Origin of the sequence: uncultured Thiohalocapsa sp., assembly GCF_913063425.1 — a bacterium.
Lineage (GTDB): Bacteria > Pseudomonadota > Gammaproteobacteria > Chromatiales > Chromatiaceae > Thiohalocapsa.
On the sequence record NZ_CAJXYK010000043.1, the window covers coordinates 36,103 to 54,457 of the forward strand.

General features: G+C 66.4%; 13 protein-coding genes and 1 pseudogene. 8 read left to right on the top strand and 6 right to left on the bottom strand.

Going from position 1 to position 18,355, the window contains the following annotated elements; translation table 11 throughout:
* Positions 1–152: 152 nt before the first annotated feature.
* The 5 genes from QZ607_RS19675 (at position 153) to QZ607_RS19695 (ending at position 7,547) form a co-directional block, all read left to right on the top strand.
* Complete coding sequence (locus tag QZ607_RS19675; RefSeq protein WP_295886154.1) at positions 153–1,373, top strand: efflux RND transporter periplasmic adaptor subunit; 1,221 nt, start codon at positions 153–155, stop codon at positions 1,371–1,373.
* The gene (locus tag QZ607_RS19680; protein WP_295886156.1) at positions 1,370–4,471 is read left to right on the top strand and encodes an efflux RND transporter permease subunit; all 3,102 of its coding nucleotides are present in this window, start codon (positions 1,370–1,372) and stop codon (positions 4,469–4,471) included. Before QZ607_RS19675 ends, QZ607_RS19680 begins: the two co-directional genes overlap by 4 nt.
* A 126-nt stretch (positions 4,472–4,597) precedes the next feature.
* Positions 4,598–4,771: a DUF2281 domain-containing protein gene (locus QZ607_RS19685; protein ID WP_295886158.1), complete on the top strand. Its 174-nt coding sequence runs from the start codon at positions 4,598–4,600 to the stop codon at positions 4,769–4,771.
* An 802-nt stretch (positions 4,772–5,573) separates the two neighbouring features.
* A complete protein-coding gene (locus QZ607_RS19690) occupies positions 5,574–6,638 on the top strand; it encodes a sodium:calcium antiporter (RefSeq protein ID WP_295886160.1) in 1,065 nt (354 codons plus the stop codon).
* On the top strand, positions 6,639–7,547 hold the full coding sequence (locus tag QZ607_RS19695) for a universal stress protein (protein ID WP_295886161.1): 909 nt from the start codon (positions 6,639–6,641) through the stop codon (positions 7,545–7,547).
* Between the two features lie 158 nt (positions 7,548–7,705).
* Here QZ607_RS19695 and QZ607_RS19700 read toward each other — a convergent pair whose 3' ends face one another.
* Positions 7,706–8,569, bottom strand: a complete 864-nt coding sequence (locus tag QZ607_RS19700) for an alpha/beta fold hydrolase (RefSeq protein ID WP_295886163.1) — start codon at positions 8,567–8,569, stop codon at positions 7,706–7,708.
* Positions 8,570–8,604: 35 nt separating this feature from the next.
* A complete protein-coding gene (locus tag QZ607_RS19705) occupies positions 8,605–9,969 on the bottom strand; it encodes an NAD-dependent succinate-semialdehyde dehydrogenase (RefSeq protein ID WP_295886167.1) in 1,365 nt (454 codons plus the stop codon).
* A 42-nt stretch (positions 9,970–10,011) separates the two neighbouring features.
* On the opposite strand from QZ607_RS19705, the pseudogene QZ607_RS19710 reads away from it, so the two are divergent.
* The 3 genes and pseudogenes from QZ607_RS19710 to QZ607_RS19720 all read left to right on the top strand — a co-directional run.
* Positions 10,012–10,191, top strand: a pseudogene (locus tag QZ607_RS19710) (type II toxin-antitoxin system RelE/ParE family toxin); the annotation flags it as partial.
* Positions 10,192–10,565: 374 nt separating this feature from the next.
* Positions 10,566–12,005, top strand: a complete 1,440-nt coding sequence (locus QZ607_RS19715) for an AarF/UbiB family protein (protein WP_295886168.1) — start codon at positions 10,566–10,568, stop codon at positions 12,003–12,005.
* A 292-nt stretch (positions 12,006–12,297) separates the two neighbouring features.
* Positions 12,298–12,876 (top strand): histidine phosphatase family protein, encoded by a 579-nt coding sequence (locus QZ607_RS19720; protein WP_295886170.1) that lies wholly within the window; start codon positions 12,298–12,300, stop codon positions 12,874–12,876.
* Here the strand turns inward: QZ607_RS19720 and QZ607_RS19725 are convergent.
* The 4 genes from QZ607_RS19725 to QZ607_RS19740 form a co-directional block, all read right to left on the bottom strand.
* Positions 12,870–14,273, bottom strand: coding sequence for a putative PEP-binding protein (locus tag QZ607_RS19725; protein WP_295886172.1), 1,404 nt, complete (start codon positions 14,271–14,273; stop codon positions 12,870–12,872). The two genes, QZ607_RS19720 and QZ607_RS19725, sit on opposite strands and share 7 nt — an antisense overlap.
* Positions 14,274–15,067: 794 nt before the next feature.
* Positions 15,068–16,030, bottom strand: coding sequence for a hypothetical protein (locus QZ607_RS19730; protein WP_295886174.1), 963 nt, complete (start codon positions 16,028–16,030; stop codon positions 15,068–15,070).
* Between the two features lie 162 nt (positions 16,031–16,192).
* Positions 16,193–17,173 (bottom strand): hypothetical protein, encoded by a 981-nt coding sequence (locus tag QZ607_RS19735; protein WP_295886176.1) that lies wholly within the window; start codon positions 17,171–17,173, stop codon positions 16,193–16,195.
* A gap of 21 nt (positions 17,174–17,194) precedes the next feature.
* Entirely contained in the window at positions 17,195–17,545 is a 351-nt protein-coding gene (locus tag QZ607_RS19740; protein WP_295886177.1) for a helix-turn-helix domain-containing protein, read from the bottom strand.
* Positions 17,546–18,355 lie beyond the last annotated feature (810 nt).

Consider the following 18,355-nt stretch of genomic DNA (forward strand, 5'->3'; position numbering starts at 1 on the left):
GCCCATCAGGGGTCGCGCCGGTGCATTTGCACCAGCACCGGCCGCAGCCGAGCGCCGGACGCTCAGCCGTACGGCGACGCGGCGGCGCATGACGACCCGGCACGGCTATTGCGGCGTTATGCGGGCGATCCTGCTGTGAAGACGTCTCTCCCATGCCCGCCAACCCCGCCGCCAACCGCCAGTCGCATCAGGGCAGCGCCCGCCTGCTCGTGGTCGCCCTGCTGCTGGCGCTCGCCGCACTGCTCGTCGCCGGCTGGGTCTACCGGGCAGAGCTTGCGGCGCTCATCGCCGGCGGCGGGGCGGATCAGGGCGGCGGTCGCCCGCCGCCTTTGGTGGAGACGGCGCCGGTGCGCGAGCGCCGGGTGGAGCAGCGGATCAGCGCCACCGGTACCCTCATCGCCCCGGAGGCGGTGACGGTCACCGCCCGCACCCGAGGCCGCGTCGCCCGGGTGCTGTTCGAGGAGGGCGACCGCGTGGCCGCCGGCGCGCCCCTGCTGCGGCTTGCGCGCGAGCGCGCTGCGGCCCGGGTGGACGAGGCCAAAGCACAGCTCGACGAGCAGCGCCGGGACCTCGCCCGGCTGCGGGAGCTGCGCGCGCAGGACTTCGTCTCCGCCACGGAGCTGGAGCAGGCGGAGGCGGCCGCTGAATCCGCCGCGGCGGCGCTGGCAGTGGCCGAGGAAGACCTGGATGACCGGGTACTGAAGGCACCCTTCGCCGGCATCATCGGCCGCCGCCTGGTGAGCCCGGGGGCGCTGCTGGAGCCTGGCACGCCGGTGGCGGACCTGCGCCGTAACGACCCGCTGGACCTGCTGCTGGACGTGCCGGAGACCGCCCTGGGCCGCGTCACCCTCGGCCAGCGCGTCACGGGCACGACGCCGGCCTACCCCGATCGAGCCTTTCGTGGCGAGGTGACCTTCGTCGGCACCCGGGTATCCCGGGACACCCGCACCCTGCCGCTGGAGGCGACCTTTCCAAACCCGGACGGCGCGCTCAAGCCCGGCATGTTCCTGCAGGCGGCGCTGGTCACCGGCACCCAGATCCTGCTGACGGTCCCGGAGGCCGCGGTCATCGCCCGCGGGCCGACGCAGCACCTCTATGTGCTCGATGCAGCCGCCGGCGGTGATCACGCGGCCGAAGACGCGCAGGCAGAAGCTCCCGGCGCACGCCCCGAGACCGCCGGCGAGCCTGCGGCGCACGGCGCCGACCGGCAGCCGACGAAGGTCCGCCGCCGCAGCGTGCAGACGGGGCTGCGCCGGTCCGGCTGGGTGGCCATCACTGACGGTGTCAGTGCCGGCGAGCAGGTGGTCACTGCCGGGCTGCAGGGCCTGCGCGATGGCGCTGCCGTGCGCACCGGCGGGCGGGCCGGGCGGTGAGCCTCACCCGCCTCGCCGTCACCCGCCCCGTCACTGCGACGGTGCTGTCGCTGCTGATCGTGGTCATCGGCACCGCGGCGGTGCTGAGCCTGCCCGTGCGCGAGTATCCGGACATCGACGACCCGACCATCACGGCGACGGTGATCTATCCGGGCGCCTCGGCGGCCGTCGTGGAGCGGGAGGTGACCGAGCCCATCGAGGAGGCGGTCAGCGGCATCGACGGCGTGCGCCAGATCCGCGCAAGCTCCCGCGACGGGCGCGCGCGCATCGAGGTGGAATTCCTGCTGAGCCGCGACCTGGACCTGGCCGCGGCGGACGTGCGCGACCGCATCTCCCGGGTGCGCAACCAGCTGCCGGATCAGGCCGAAGACCCGGAGATTGCCCAACGCTCCCTGCGCGGGCAGGTGGTGATGTGGATCGTGCTCACCAGCGAGACCCTGAGCCGCCTTGAGCTCTCGGACCTGGGCGACCGGGTGCTGGTGGACCCGCTCTCCACCGTGCCCGGCGTGGCGCAGGTGCTGTTCGGCGGCGAGCGCCGCTATGCCATGCGCATCCACCTGGACCTGGACCGCCTCGCCGCCCGCGGGCTCACGGTGCTGGACATCGAGCAGGCCCTGCGCGCCCGCAACCTGGAGCTGCCGGCGGGGCGGCTGGTGGGCGCGGACCGTGAGCTGACGCTGCGCACCATGACGCAGCTGAAGGACCCCGCCGAGTACCGGGACCTCATCATCGCCGACCGCGACGGTACCGAGGTCCGACTCGCCGATGTCGCGGAGATCGAGTACGGCCCCGAGTCCTATCGCACCGCGGTGCGCCTGGACGGCGAGGACGCCGTGGGCCTCGGCATCGTGCGCCAATCGGGCTCCAACCTCGTGGCCATCTCGCATGCCGTGCGCGCGAAGCTCGCCGAGCTCGACCCGCGTATCCCGGACGCCGTCAGCATCACCATCCCCTACGATGCCGCCACCTTCGTCGAGGCGTCCATCCGCCAGATCGTGCTGACGCTGCTCATGACCATCGGCCTGGTGATCGCCGTGGTGTTTCTGGCCCTCGGCTCCTGGCGGGCGACCCTGGTGCCGGCGGCCACCATACCGGCCTCGGTGATCGGCGCCTTCATCCTGCTCTACGCGCTCGGCTTCTCCATCAATGTGCTGACCCTGCTGGCGCTGATCCTGGCCATCGGCATGCTGGTGGACGACGCCATCGTCGTCGGCGAGAACGTCTTCCGCTACTCGGAGCAGGGCAAGCCGCGGCTGCTGGCCGCGGACCTGGGCGCCGGCGAGGTGGCCTTCGCCGTTGTCGCCACCACCACGGTGCTGCTCGCCGTCATCACCCCGCTCGGCTTCCTCACCGGCGATGCCGGGCGGCTGTTCGGCGAGTTTGCGGCGGGCCTCGGCGGGGCCCTGGCGCTGTCCAGCCTGGTGGCACTCACCGCCGGCGTCACCGTCGCCTCCAAGCTGGTGGACGCCGAGCGCATCCGCGCCAATCCCTTCCACGCCCGGGTCAGCGGCTTCTTCGACGGCGTCGCCGGTGGCTATCAGGGGCTGCTGCGGGGCGTTCTGCGCTGGCGCTGGCTGGTGCTGCTGCTGGCGGTGGCGCTGGTGGCGGGCACCGTCTGGCTGTACCGGGAGCTGCCGCGGGAGTTTGCGCCGCGGGAGGACCGGGGCGCGGTGTTCATCCCGGTGGCGGCACCGGAGGGGTCGACGCTCAAGTACATGACCGAGGTGCTGGAGGACATCGAGTCCAAGCTCCTGCCGCTCACGGGTCCGGACGGACCGGCACGCCATGTCATCGCCCTGGTGGCGCCGCGCAGCGCGGGCCAGGGACCCGTCAACTCCGGCATCGTGATCCTGAAGCTCAAGCCCTGGGGCGAGCGCGAGCAGAGCCAGTTCGCCGTCACCCGGCAGATCCTGCCCCTGCTCGCCGGCGTCACCGGAGCCCAGGCCTTCGCCATCAACCCGCCCAGCATCGGCGGCGGCTTCGAGCAGCCCATCCAGATGGCCATCACCGGTGCCCGCCTCGACGAGGCCCATGCCGTCGCGCAACAGGCGCTGGCCAAGGCCCGCGAGCTGCCGGGCATCGCCCAGGCGCGGCTCGACTACCAGCCCACCAATCCGCAGCTGCGCATCCGTGTGCGCCGGGACCGTGCCGCGGCGCTCGGCATCTCCGTGGCGGACATCGGCCGTACGCTGCAGATCCTGATGGGCGGCGAGGACATCACGGACTTCTCCCTGGACGCCGAGACTTATGAGGTCATGGTCCGTGCCCGCCCGCAGGACCGCGCCGCGCCGGAAGACCTGGACCGGGTGCAGCTGCGCACCGAGGACGGTGACCTCGTGGCCCTGTCCGGGCTGATCGAGACGGAGCTGGTGGGCCGCGCCGCTGAGCGCCGCCGCGTGGACCGGCTGCCGGCGGTAACGCTGAAGGCCTCACTCGCGAGCGGCTATGCGCTGGGCGATGTAGTCGAGCGCCTGGGCGCCGCCACCCGCCCGCTGCTGCCCGCGGATATGCAGGTCCGATGGCTCGCCGCGAGCCAGGACTACCAGCGCCAGGGCCGGGCCTTCCAGCTCGCCTTCGGCCTGGCCATGATCATCGTCTTCCTGGTGCTGGCGGCGCAGTTCGAGAGCTTCGTCCAGCCCCTGGTGCTGCTGGCGGGCGTCCCGCTCGCCCTGTTCGGGGCGCTGGCGGCCCTCGCCCTCGGCGGCGGCAGCATCAACATCTACAGCCAGATCGGCTTCATCCTCGCCATCGGCATCATGGCCAAGAACGCCATCATCCTGGTGGAGTTCATCAACCAGCTGCGCGACCGCGGCGAGGACTTCCGCGCCGCCGTGGAAAAAGGCGCCCGGGTGCGCTTTCGTCCCATCCTGATGACCTCCATCGCCACCCTCTTCGGCGCCCTCCCCCTCGCGCTGGCCTTCGGCCCCGGCGCCGAGACCCGCCGCATCATTGGCCTGACCATCCTCGGCGGCGTCGTCGCCGCCACCCTGCTGACCCTGTTCCTGGTGCCCGTGCTGTATCTGCTGCTGGCGCGGCGCACCCGCCCACGGGCGGCGCTGGCGCAGGAGCTGGCGGCGCAGCGCAGCGAGGCCGGGTGACAAGTGCACAGCGCCCTGCGCCTGGGCTCGGACGGGACCCTATCGGCGCAGCTGCTCGAAGTGGATCGGGGTAACGTCCTCGTCACGACCCGTCCCATCATTCCGATCCGTGCGCCGGGAACTGCCATGACACATGCGGACCTCGGCTGCCAACGCCTCCAGCAACTGCCGGACTCCGTCGCAGCAGAGGTGCTGGATGCTGTGCTGTACCTGGAGCAGAAACAGCGTCCTGGCGGGGACGCGCCGGAGCGCCGCCCAGGCAGTGCCAAGGACCAGGTATGGACGGCCTGTCTGGGCTGAGTTGATGTGGCGCACCGGGATTCACAGTGAGCCGGTCAGCAGCTTGACGACGCTGAGCGCGTATTTAAACCTAGAAAGAGCAGTTGACCGCTTCAAAGCACATGCAAATGCCTGAGCCTCGCGGACTTCGGGAGTACTTTTCGCGCCACCATCCGGGTGAACGCCGCTACGGCCGCCATGGCACGCCCCGCGCGGCGCCTGGCTGCGTTACAACTCCTCGGAATAGAACAACTATTCCTCGTCGTTGTGCCTTGCCAGGCACCCCGCGGGACGCACCCTGACGACCGTCCAACCGCTCCTTCTAGGTTAAAGGACTCTGCCCCTTTGAGCAGGGTCGAGGATCTTGCGCTATCCTTGCCCAGACATTAACTGCCGCCGCCGACGGCGGCATACGACCAATGGACGAAACCGCTCCGGCGTTAAGGCGCGGGCGCCGAATACAGCGCGCCCAGCATGCCGCCGAAACCGTTGCAGGCGTTGGAGATGGCGAAGCTCAGGGGGCAAGGCGTGCCTTGGGCCGTGCGCTTGTGGGGCGGGCGCTCTGTGTCTGGACGACCCGAGCCAACAAGTCGTCCAAGAAGCAATCGGGAGCAAAAACGACCAGCCGCCGCCCGGTCAGCGGCTCACAGCAGCTCACTCGTTGCCTTGCAGGTGCATTCCTACTCCCTGAAGGAGATCGTTGAGATACGGCAATGGAAGGCTTTTGCGTCCTGATTGACGATCGCGCAACAAACACATTCAACGTTAATCTTCCAGCGAGCACCCAATTTTTTTGATTACCGAGAATCAAGAACAAGCCTTCATGGAACAATCGCTTCTACAGTGGTTCGTCGACGAGTCGCTTCTACAGAATCTGCTCGCCGATCAACCCACGTGGATTCTGCTCCTCCTCATCGTCGTCTGCATCGTCATGCTGTCCAAGGGCGCCGACTGGATGGTCGACGGTGTGGTGGACTTGGCCACCCGCACCGGCATGCCCAAGATCGTCATCGGTGCCACCGTGGTGTCCCTGGGCACCACGCTGCCGGAGGCTTTCGTCTCGGTGATGGCCGCCTACATGGGCAACCCGGGGCTGGCGCTGGGCAACGGTGTCGGCTCCATCATCGCCGACACCGGGCTCATTTTCGGCCTTACCTGCGTGCTGGCGGCGGTGCCGGTCAACCGCTACATCCTCAACCGCACCGGCTGGGTGCAGGTCGGCTCGGCCACGCTGCTTGTGGTGATCGCTGTCTGGATGCTGCTCACCGCCGCCGAGGGCGAACAGCCGATGCTCGTCCGCCCGGTCGGTTTCTTCTTCCTGGCGCTGTTGGCGGGCTATCTGTACATCACCTATGTCTGGGCCAGGCAGGGCGGCAGCGTGATGTTGGAAGACAACGGCGAGACCGAGGAGCTGCGGGGCTTGGCCCTATGCTGGCTGATGGTGACCGGCGGCCTGATCCTGATCATCCTCGGCGCCCGGGTACTGGTGCCGGCCGCCTCCGAGATCGCGCTTCGCTTCGGCGTGCCGGAGGACGTGATCGCCGCCACGATGGTCGCCTTCGGCACCTCCCTGCCGGAGCTGATGACTGCTGTCGCCGCGGTACGCAAGGGTCATCCGGAAATCACCGTGGGCAACATCGTCGGCGCCGACGTACTCAATGTCCTGTTCGTCATCGGCGCTGCCGCCGCTGCCGCGCCGCTGGCGATCCCGGATAATTTCTACCATTTCCACTTCCCGGCCATGCTGATCCTCCTGTTCTCGTTCCGGGCTTTCATATCGATGAACACCGACGGGATGTTCAAACGCTGGCAGGGTGTCTGGCTGTTGTCGGTGTACGTGATTTACATATTCCTGCAATACGCGCTCAACATAGAGGGGGCGCACTGAATGAACATATTGCTGGCAACTGACGGTTCCCGTTTCGCCACCCAGGCGTTGGAATACCTGCGTGACTTTCCTTTTCCGCAGGCCGGCCGCTGCCATCTGGTCACGGTGCTGGACAAGCGGGCCTTCAAGGCGCGCAAAAAGTCCGACCTGAGCGACGAGGACAAGGATTGGCTGAAACAGGCCAAGAAGGAAATCCGCGAGGAGGGCGCGGACTTTCTCGAACAACAGGCCAGGGTGCTGCGCGACAGGGGCCGTGAGGTCCACACCCTTGTGCGCACCGGCCACCCGGCGGACGAGATCGTGCAGGCCGCCGCCGACGTGGACGCCGACCTGGTCATTGTCGGCTCCCACGGCTGGACCGCCGCCAAACGCTTCATGCTGGGCAGCGTTTCCGACAAGGTGCTGCAATATGCCCCCTGCTCGGTGCTGATCGTCAAGCAACCGGACGAGCAGACCTCAATCTACTCGGACAAGGTGCTGAAAATACTGCTCGCCTACGACGACTCGCAACCCGCCAAGCGGGCGGTGGAGTTCATGGCCGCCCTGCCCCTGGGCAATGACACCCATATCCGGGCACTGAGCGTGCTGCCGGTGATCCACATGTTCCGCCAAGACATCAAGCAGCGCCTGAGTTGGGTGTGGCAGGAGAAGAAACGGGCGGCGAAGGCGGCCCTGAAACGCATCGCCAAGGAGGAGCGCTGGGGCCACCTCCAGGTGGAAACGGAGCTGCTGGAGGCCGAGGATGTAAGCCAGGCGATCCTGGACACCGCCAGCCGGGACCACAGCGACCTGATCGTCACCGGCCACAAGGGCAAGGGTGCCATCGACCGCTTCCTGCTGGGCTCGGTCATCGGCAATATCTCCCATCACGCGCAGTGTTCTGTGTTGGCGGTGCGGCCCAAGAAGTGATTCAGGACGACCTGCCCCAGCCTGACATAGGGGGCTGATCGCGCCGGACGACGTGCGCGAGATGCAGTCCTTAAGGGAACATCGGCTTCCCGCCGGATGCCGCGGCTGTGCGCTCAGGATGGCTCCGATGTCCTATCCGTCCTCTCACCTACGCGCCATCAGCCGGCGGCTGAAGCCTTGCGCAGAAAGCGCACCAGCCGGTCGCTGTGGACCTCGATCAGGTCCACAGAGTCATGGTCGGCGTCTGCGACCTCGAACAGGGTCGCCCGTGCCGGGTCCCCGGCTGCGGCGATGCGGCGTGCATCGGTCACCGGCACCCGGCGGTCCTGAGTGCCGTGGACCAGGAGCACCGGGCAGCGCACACGGCGGATGGTATTCACGGGCGCAATGCTGGCGAAGTCGCAGCCGATCAGCCACTCCACATAGCGCCGCACCAGCCAGACCATGGGCTTGGGCAGGTACACCTGCGCGAGATAGCGCCGGTTCACCTCGGCCGGGTGGGCGAAGGCGCCGATGCTGACCACGGCGCCGATGGACGGGTTGCGGGTGGCCTCCAGCAGCGCGGCGCCGGCGCCCACCGAGTGGCCGAGCACTGCGAGGCGGCCCGCCCGCGCCGCCCGGTGCTGCTCCAGCCAGGTGATCGCCGCCGCCAGGTCCTCAGCGAAGCGCGGCAGCGAAGAGAAGGTGTCCGCATCGCTCGCGCCATGGTTGCGGACGTCGAACAGCAGCACGTTGAAGCCGGCGCGGGTGAGCGGCAGCGCCAGCGGGAGCATCTGCGCGGCGTTGCTGCCCCAGCCGTGCACCATGACGACCGTCGCCGCCGAGTCTGCCGCCGGCAGCAGCCAAGCGGCGAGGCACCGACCGCGCACGGTTGGGATGCGCACCGCCTCGAAGGCGAGTCCCAGATCGGCGGGCGAGCGATGCGCGCGCACGCGCGGCGCCCGAAAGCCCAGATGCACCCCGAGCGGGAGCAGGCCGGCCAGCAGCACGCCGGCGAGGATGAGCGCGAGCCAGGGGCTCATGGTTCAACGCGAGCCACGGACGCCCAGCGCATCGCTCAGGCCACCCAGAGGGTCTGCTGATTGACGAATTCCCGGATGCCCAGCCTTGAGAGCTCCCGCCCGTAGCCGGAGTCGCCGATGCCGCCGAAGGGCAGCCTGGGGTCGCTCCTGACCATGCCGTTGACGAAGGCGCAGCCGCATTGCATACGCCGGGCGAAGGCCTCGCCGCGCCGCGAGCTGCCGGTCCAGACGCTGCCGCCGAGCCCGAAGGCCGTGTCGTTGGCGATGCGCAGGGCCTCGGCCTCGTCCGGCGCGTGGATGACGGCGGCCACGGGGCCGAACAGCTCCTCGGTGTAGGCGGGCATGCCCGGGCCCACATGGTCCAGCAGGGTCGGCGCATAGAAGCAGCCGGGACGGTCCAGGGCATGGCCGCCCATGACGAGCACGGCGCCGGCATCGACGCTGGAAAGCACCTGCGCATGCAGGTCCTCCCGCAGATCGGCCCGCGCCATGGGCGCGAGGGTCGTCTCCCGCGCCATCGGGTCCCCTGGGCGCAACGCCACGATGCCGGCGCGCAACCGCTCCATGAAATCGGCCTCCACCGCGTCCTGCACGATGAAGCGCTTGGCGGCGATGCAGCTCTGCCCGGCGTTCATGAAGCGGGACTTGACGGCCATCTCCGCGGCCAGGTCAAGGTCCGCATCGTCCAGCACCACGAAGGCGTCCGAGCCGCCGAGCTCCAGCACGGTCTTCTTGAGGTGGGCGCCGGCAGCCGCCGCCACCTTGCGCCCGGCGGCATCGCTGCCGGTGAGGCTCACGGCCCGCACGGCGGGATGGGCGATGACGGACGCCACACGGCCCGCGTCGATGAGCAGGGTCGCGAAGGTGCCCTCGGGGGCGCCGGCGTCCCGGAACAGCCCCTCGATGGCCAGTGCACAACCCGGCACATTGGAGGCGTGCTTCAACAGCAGCGGGTTGCCGGCGGCGAGCGCCGGCGCGGCACAGCGAAAGAGCTGCCAGAAGGGGAAGTTCCAGGGCATAACCGCGAGCACCGGCCCCAGCGGCCGGCAGGCGATGAGGCTCGTGGTGGCGTCGGACGCGATGGGCTCGTCGGCGAGGTAGGCCGCCGCGTGCTCGGCGTAGTGCTCGCAGACCCAGGCGCATTTGTCGACCTCCCCCTCGGCCTCGCCGATGAGCTTGCCCATCTCGGCGGTGATGAGCGCGGCGAGGGACGCCCGGCGCTCGCGCAGCAGGGCGGCCACGCGCGTCAGCAGCGCGCAGCGCTCGGCGAGCGGACGCTCACCCCAGGGGCCGGCGGCCTGTGCGGCGGCGTCAAGCCGGCCAGCGACCGCGGCCTCGTCCATGGGGTCGAAGCGGCGCACCAGGTCGCCCGTGGCGGGGTTGGTGTGGGCGATGGACATGGGGACCTCCCGTGGTGTTGGTCTGATCCCCCAGGATCACGCCTGCACCCGCGGGCTGTCGAGCCGCGCCGGCGGCTCGTCAGCGCCGCGCACCGCAATCCGGCGGATCGAAACACCCTCGACTTCCTGCGCGTACCGCCATCAAACCGGCTGGAGCAGCTGCGCGGAGATCCTGAGGGCCAGTGGAGCATTCGCCTCAACGACCAATGGCGCATCTGCTTCAGCAACCTCATCCTCGGCGCCTACCGCCAAGCCGAACAAGACCCCGACCTTCGCCGGCAGTGTCTCGACCTCTTCCACCGCTTGTTGGAGGCGGGCGTGTATGACGCTGATGAGGCCCTTGAGGCGTTCAGTCGGTCATGGAAGCTGGACGCCGTCGAGCGGACCTACCGGCGCGAGCTGGGTGCAGCCGGGGCGGTGGCCGACCGGCGGCAGCGCGAGCGCCTGCCGAGGCCGCCGACACTCAGAAGACCGCCCAGCTCGCGCGCATCGACGACCTTGCCGCCTCGTTCGCCGAGGTCGAGCGCCGGGCGATGCCACCGCCGTCGTCCGGGAAATGAAGTAGTCAACGTCTACTCCCCTGCGCTACGCTGTCGATGATCTGGCAAACCCTCATTAACGAAGCGACGCTCCAACCCTTGCTTTCGGCAGGGTATGCGCGATTCGCCCGTCCAATCAGTGAAGCCCTGGTCGCGTTCCTGTCGGGGCTGCCCCTGACCGCGCAGCAGGAGATCATGGCCGTCCAGGCAGCGCTGCCGGGCACGACCAGTACCGCCGCGCGGGTCAGGCGGCTGGCGCTGCAGTGCCCCGTTCTGCACAAGCTGGGGCAGGCGCTGGCACGAGATCGACGCCTGGACCCAGCGCTGCGACGCGAACTGCGTACGCTGGAGACGCTCCCGCCCACTGTCCCGTTGGAGACGATTCGAGCCGCCCTCGATCGCGAGCTCGGCTCACTGGACCGCCTCGGTATCCGACTGGACACTCGGGCGATCGCCGAGGCCAGCGTCGCTGTGGTGATCGGGTATCAGGACGGCCAGGGCAGCGGCGTCTTCAAAGTTCTGAAGCCCGGAATCGAAGCACGCCTCGCGTTGGAGCTCGCGCTGCTGCAGCGGGTCGGCACGCTCCTCGATGAACGTTGCGACGCGCTGCGGATACCGAAGATCGGCTACGAAGGGGTCTTCCGGCAGGTCAGGGAAAAGCTGCAGGACGAGGTTCGACTCGATATTGAACAGCACCATCTGACGTTGGCAGCGGATCAATATGCGGGCTTCCGGCGGGTTCAGGTGCCTAGGCTGCACGCGTACTGCACTGCCCGCGTCACCGCCATGGAGCGCGTCACCGGCCGCAAGATATCCGAGCATGGGCAGAGCGATCTGCGCAATCGGCACGATGCCGCGCGGCTCTTGGCGTCGACGCTGCTGTCGCAGCCGCTCTTTTCCACTGACGCGCAGGCCCTGTTCCATGGCGACCCCCACGCCGGCAATCTGCTGCTGGCGCCCGATGGACGACTCATTCTAATTGACTGGAGCCTGGCTGGAACCTTGCGGCAGCGCGATCGCGAAGCAATGGTCCATGCCGTGCTCGGCGCGATGCTGCGTGACGAGCGGCTGGTGGTCGAGATGCTGACCATGCTTTGCGACAATGCGCCGATAGAGAAAGGGGCGCTACGGGCGGTTGTGCGCGAGGCACTGGGTCGTTTGGGTTACGCTCGCCTTCCCGGTTTCAGCTGGCTGGTCGAATTGCTGGACACTGCGGTCGAGCGTGCCGGCCTCACGGCCCGGGCAGACCTGCTGCTGTTTCGGAAGGCCTTGCACACCCTGAACAACCTGGTGTTGGACATCGGCGACGGTGAAGGGGCGATCGACGCTGCGCTGTTTGGCGTTTTTGCACAGAAGCTCATCACCGAGTGGCCGCAGCGCTGGCTGGCTGCGCCCGACTCCCGCGCTTTCGCGACCCGCCTCTCGAATCTGGACTTGGCCGGTCTGATGCTCCAGTATCCGGTGTTGGCGGCGCGGTTCTGGACCCGAGTGCTGTGAGCAGGCTCCGGTGAGCCCAGGACGGCACCCAGCCCCACGGGAGCAAGTCACGAAAACGTCATTCAGGATCCTGGCGCGCCGGCGACTCCGCACGGCGTCTGCGCCGCGAAGACCTGTCACCGTTATCGCGCAGGCCGCGTGTCTCGCCGACGCCTTCGGTCCCACCACGCTGCATCACCACCATCCATGATGGGGAGCGGCGGCATGTTCCGGCGCAGAGCCGGTGTCGCAGTCGCCGGTGCCAGCCGTTCTGATTCAGAATGAGGCTCGCTGTGGCTGCTGAAGACACCCCATGAGCACCATCGACCTGCTGAGACACGGCGAGCCCCGCGGCGGTGTGCGCTACCGCGGGGACGGTGTCGATGATCCGCTGAGCGAGCGCGGCTGGGAGCAGATGTGGGCCGCCGTCGCACAGACCTCGGATTGGACCCACGTGGTCAGCTCGCCGCTACGCCGTTGCCGGGACTTCGCTGAGTTGCTCGCGAGGCGTTTGGACCTCCCGCTGGTCGTCGACCCACGCCTGCGGGAAGTCGGCTTCGGGGCCTGGGAAGGGCGCCGCCACGACGAGATCCGTGATGCCGACCCGGAAGCCTATCTGGCCTTCTTCCGGGACGCCGTCAATCACCGCCCACCGCAAGCGGAGCCGCTTGACGTGTTCTACGCACGGGTGCGGGAGGGCATCCTGGCGATCTTCGACGAACATCCTGAGGGTCATGTGCTCCTCGTCTGCCATCTGGGCGTCATCCGGGCCGCGATCGCGTTGGCCCTGGAGATACCCCTTGCGACTTTCTACCGGATGCATACGCCCTATGCGGGCCGCATCAGGCTGCGCCGGACGGTTCGGGGTATCGAGCTCTGGCTCGATCAGTGACCCCCGGCCAGCCCAAGCAGGATTCTGACTTCGCGCGCCGAGGCTGCGGCGGTCACGGCGTCCGCCAGCGCCCGGTCTTGGGCGCAGCTGCGCGCCGCCACGGTCTGGGCCAGGTACGGAGCATGGGCCACGTCCACCGAAAAGGTCCGGTAGCCCAGACCCAGCAGCACCGGCAGCACCCCCGGCAGCTGCGGCAGGATGCCGCAGAGCTGGATTCGGTCCACATCGGCGCCGGCGAGCCGGGCAACCTGGGCCAGGAGGCGGTACACGCCCGGGGCGTAGGGGTCCAACGCATCGCGCAGCTGCGGCATATCCCGGTCGGCCCCGTAAAGGGACTGCATGAGATCGTTCAGGCCGATTGCGACCAGTGACGACTCCGCGAGGAAGTGATCCACCAGAAGAGCAGCCCCCACCGTCTCCAGCATCGGGCCGACGACTGGATTGCAGGGCCGGGTCGCATCTTTGGCAACCCGTTGCCAGTGCCGCAGCGTCCCCAGGGTGCCGACGTTCGGAATCAATACCCGCACCGGACAGCGTGGGCACAGCTCCGCGAGGGCGGCGAACTGTGCTTCGAGCACAGAACGCACCAACGGATCATCGTAGAGCCGGGAACCGTGCCGTCCGAGAGCGCCGGTGTCGGGCAGGGCCGCCGCCCACGCTGGGTGCTTGTCCGGCGCCAGATCCAGCAACCGGATGGTCACTGTAAGGGGTGCGGCCGCCGCGAGGATGGCTCCGAAGGCCTGCAAATAGAAGTGTTTATCCGGGGCGCCATCCTGCGCCGGCAACAGGAGCTCGCTGCGCACCAACCCCACGGCGGCCGCACCCTGCTCCCGTGCGACGCGGGCGGCATCGGCAGCGCGGACGCTCACCCGCAGCTCCACGGGCTCCCCATCGCGTGTGTGCAGGGGTTGGGGCACGGGGGGCGGCTTTGGGGTCAAGGCATCGGGCTGGATCGAGGCCGGCAGCACGCGCCCTGCCGCACCATCCAGCACCACCGCCGTCCCCTCGGCCAGGCGCTTACTCTGATCCGCATCGAGGATCACGGTGGGGATGCCCCGACTGAGCAGCGCGATGCTCGCGTGGGAGAAAACCGCTGCGTTCGTCAGGATACAGCCGGCCGGCCAGGTCGCGACGGCCCTCAGAGCCTCGTGGTTTGCCAGCAGAATGACACCCGCCCGAGCTGCGCGCCGTATGGGGCCGCGGGCAATGCCGGGGACATAGCCCAAACCCCGCGCGAGCGCCTCGAAGAACATGGTCATGTCATTAAGTCCGATCACTACACCCGGAGCGGCGGCGATCATGCGGCGGGCCCTTAGGCCTTCCCCATCGGCAGGGGGCAGACGGCATTCCCACCGTGACCGAGCGGTGAACGGTTCAGCCACGGCATCGGCGTTCATAGCGCGCCCTCGTCCCTGCGGCCACCACATGTTCGGAGCGTAGAGCGGTTATCTGGCGCTTGCCGACAACCGCCGGTCAGTGGGCACGCTGCGCGCGTCCGTTATGGGACGCATTGCTGCCGGAAAACAGGGATGGCCCGAGAGGCCGTTACCGACCCAATGCGGACGTGCAGCCACGCGGTGGTCCGAGTGTACCATTGGCTCACACTCGTTAAGGCGCGGGCGGCCGGCACAAACACCACACACGCCCACTACACCCCTAATTTTGCTGCCGTTCTATTGAACGAAGGACTTTTCGCCTAAGGAGATGCTGATTTATTGGGCATCCTGCCCAAAAATCAGACGGAGCCGGAAAACGCGGTTTCCCGGCTCCTTCATTTTCAGCGACTTACGTCGCCGAAAATGGCGGGGGTCCTGCCCCGGACGGGAAGCGCCAATAAATCAGCGCTTCCCTAAGCACCTGTCCCTCAAAGTATATTGCCCCAGTTTATGAAATCTCCAATGGTCGTCGCGGTCTTGATCCTTTCTATTGCGATCGTCGGCTCCGTAGTCCCCGCAATGCTTCCAGTACACCTACGTATCTACGACGGCGAAATTTGGTCCGTCTGCATAAATGGAATCGGATGAAGTCGCACGATCCAACTTGGGCGCCTCGGCGTGTCAAAGCTCGTGTGTGACCCCATAAGGCCCCGACGTGTTAGACGACGTCGCGAAATTGCGACATCTCCTTCGGACTCCATCTCGGTACCCAATCACAAGACCCAGTGGCATCGGCGAACTCCCCCAACACTACGTTACCCTTGTTTGCCGGTCCGGGTCTCTTTAGTTGGGGAACAGTTGTACAGAATCTCGATCACAAGCACCAAATCCTTAATCCTGTTCATAGCTTCTTCCCTGCGGCTGAAAAGCTGTTCTTTTGTTTTTCGCTTAGGATGCAAATACTCGTTACCGCTCTGACGAATTCTTTTCATCGCCTCCCCCACCATTTCCGGGTAATGCGTGCTTGCTTCATCTATTAATTCGCCCAGCTTCTTCTCTCGCGGCTTCGGGGTGGTTTCCCAGTGCGCCTTGATCCCTAGCTTGCGCAAATTGTCGTGAATGGAATACTCAAGCAAAGACCTCGCCAACGCCAGAACCGAAAGCCAATTGCCAAACACAAATGATCGGTACACTTCTTCGACTCTAAAGCGCACCTGCGCGGGAAAGTTCTTGAACTGCCGCGCTGATAAAAGCGGTGCTAGCAGGCTCAGATTTCGATGCCATTCTTCAGGCGAGAAAACTATCAATTCAGAATCAAGTATTTCAGCTGCCCCGCGCATATTGCATTTCTTCTCGATATCCTCAACTACATTCCATGTGAAATCTAGGCAGACCTCGAAAGCCAGCTTGATGCGATCATGGTCATCCAAATCGTCCAAGAGTGCAAAGCGTTGGTATCTGTCGGGGTCAATCGCCTTGAAGGCTTGCCGTAACTGCAGGGATATCGGCTCGACCTGAAGCCTGTAGAACTCACTTAGTTTTGGGGGAAGCTCCACTACGAACTCCCCCGATCTCAGACAGTGATTCATTAAGTTTTTGCATGCATTGACACGGCCCAAGAAAAGCTGCGTCGAACCTAGGAATTCTTCTCGCTCCGAGCCAACTGGATAGTTGCCGCCCACGCGTGCGAGATCCCATTTCGCAGATATCCGTTCGTATTCCTGCCGCAGCAGGGCGAGTTCGCGTTTGAGTCGATCTAAGGCAGCTGCTTGGCTCATTACATGAGTTCGAAGCTATTTGTCTAGGTGGGTCAGCCGCAACTTAGGCGGTCAAGACGTTGTAAGGCATCACGGTTGCTGGGCCGGAAAGATGCGACACGAGCTTAGAGTTGCCACCGGCCGACATCTTTACGGTGGAGGCTTGCCTGCGGAGCGCAATGCTCAGAAGTCTCCCTCTCGGACTCTGCTGTGGGGTCCAACCGCGGTGACTGCGGGTGATGGAATCGGAGCGTTGCCTGACACTCGCCCTTGGCCTTTCTTGATCGAGGTTGCCGCGACGCTGTCGAGACCCGCGAGCTTCGCGGCGCCGGCGAGGGCGTTGCGCTCGGCGTCGAAGTAGTCGAACCAGGGCAATCCAGCCTTCGTGTAGTCGGCAGCCGAGGGCGGCTCCTGGGGCGGCAGGTGCTTCGTCGCCTGTAGGTAGGCCACGCTGTTCATCAAATGCACGAAGCATCGTGCCCCCGCGTTCTGGTCCCAGGCATCGATGCCATACTCGTCTTCGTAAATCTCTTGGTGCATCAAGCCGCCAGGCGCGAGCCCCATGGACGGGGCAGCGTCACCGGCACAGAAGGCAGGTCCAGCTTCCAGCATGCTCCGGCGGACATAGAGGTCTTCGTAGACCTGCCGCTTCATGGGGTAGATATGGATTTGGATGCCGCCATGCACGCCCGCCCCCGTGAGCTGCTCCTCTGCCGAGAAGCCCTCGCCTAGAGGCATGGCGACGAACTGGCGTATCAGCCCCTTGTCGACCGCGAACCCGTCGAGCCAAGGTTGTTCCGGAACGACAACGTAGTCTTGCGGGTCCTGTGACAGTGTGTTCGTCCAGGGATCGCCCGTTACCGCGTTGATCTTCCCGGCCGCGATCTTGATCGCGCAGGGGTAGTCGCCGTGAAAGTTGATCCAGAGGGCCTCCGCCTGGTACATGGGCAGGAAGACGCCGCCATGCTGCAACCACTCGACCGGCAAACGCTCCGCGAAGTCGTCCACGTGTTGTAGCGGGAACCGGCCCAGTCCCGGCGGTAGGGGGTAGTCGCGTTTGTCGTCCGGAATCCGCAACGTGCGTTGGAAGTCGATGCGGCAGCGCGCATCGGCGTGAACCTCGGGAAAGCAGAAGTCCAGGGCGTCGTGTCTCAGCTCGATCATCGTCGTCCTCCAAGCCGGGGGTTACCAGTCACCGTCGCGTACCTCGCGGACGACGCGCAAGAGGGCGTCGTCCGGCATCTCTCTCAGTTGGCGCAGCAGCTCGGCGAAGAGCTGGGGCCGCGCCCGGATGATGGTTTGAAGGTCCGACGAGACCTTACCCGCCATCGCCAGCAGTATGTCTGAGTCCTGGCCTAGGTCCGCGGCGAGCCGGCGGATGGTGGCCTCGGACGGAGGCGCCACATCGCCGCGCTCGATCTTGCTTAGGTAGGCGGGCTCGACCCCAATGCGCTCGGCCACCTGTCGGAGCGAGAAGCGCTTGTCGCGGGCGCGCAGGTCTTCGCGCGTGGTTCGAACGTAGCTGCCGAATGTCATGTGTAGTATATAGAACACGTTTACCTTCGTGTCTAGGGCGAATCGGTTCAACCCGCGAAGTTCAGCTCACGGCGCTCGCCGCCAAGCCTTCTTGCGGCACTGTGAACCTGGCAACCATCCTCTCCGGTGCGCGCAGCCTGTTCTCGCGGACAAGAAAGCGGGTCTCGCTGATGCAGTCCCACGCACGGAGCCCTCCGCTCCGCGGCCTCCGATTCCGGATGCGGCCAACCCCCAATCCCGCGAGCGTTCGCCTCGCCCAAGGGCCACAAGGACAATTAGATGCGGTACTGTAAAAAGAAATTGTGCGTGGCGTAGTTGCACCGTCGAACTTTTTGTTGGATTGTTACTGAGCCGGAAAGTTTGCCACGCCTGCATAAGCGCTCTACGCTTTCCGAACCAATCCGATCGCAGATTGGCGCTCAGCACGACGGCCCATTTGCTTTGAATAACAAGTGTGTACCATCACGACATGACAGCTCGAATGGTTTGTGTTATCGCCGCCATCAAGATGTGGCGCCATGACGATCAAGCACGTTAGACCTCTGATTCCGCGTGGTCGTGGGCATCTTCGGACTATCCTGATGGCGAGCAGCCAAGCTGGTGGACCCGCGAAACTGTGGGTGGCTGGTGCCGCGTGCGGTGGTTGTCAAGGTAGTTGTCGCTTCAACCCATTCGCTGAATTTCTATTCGATCATGGCGGCGAGACTCCTCCGAGGGCTGCGGGATCCTGGAGGCGCGGGTAACGGAGCGGGCTGCCAGACGGTCGGCCGCTCGCTTCGCACTCCGCCCAGTCTCCCTGCGCCGTCTGGC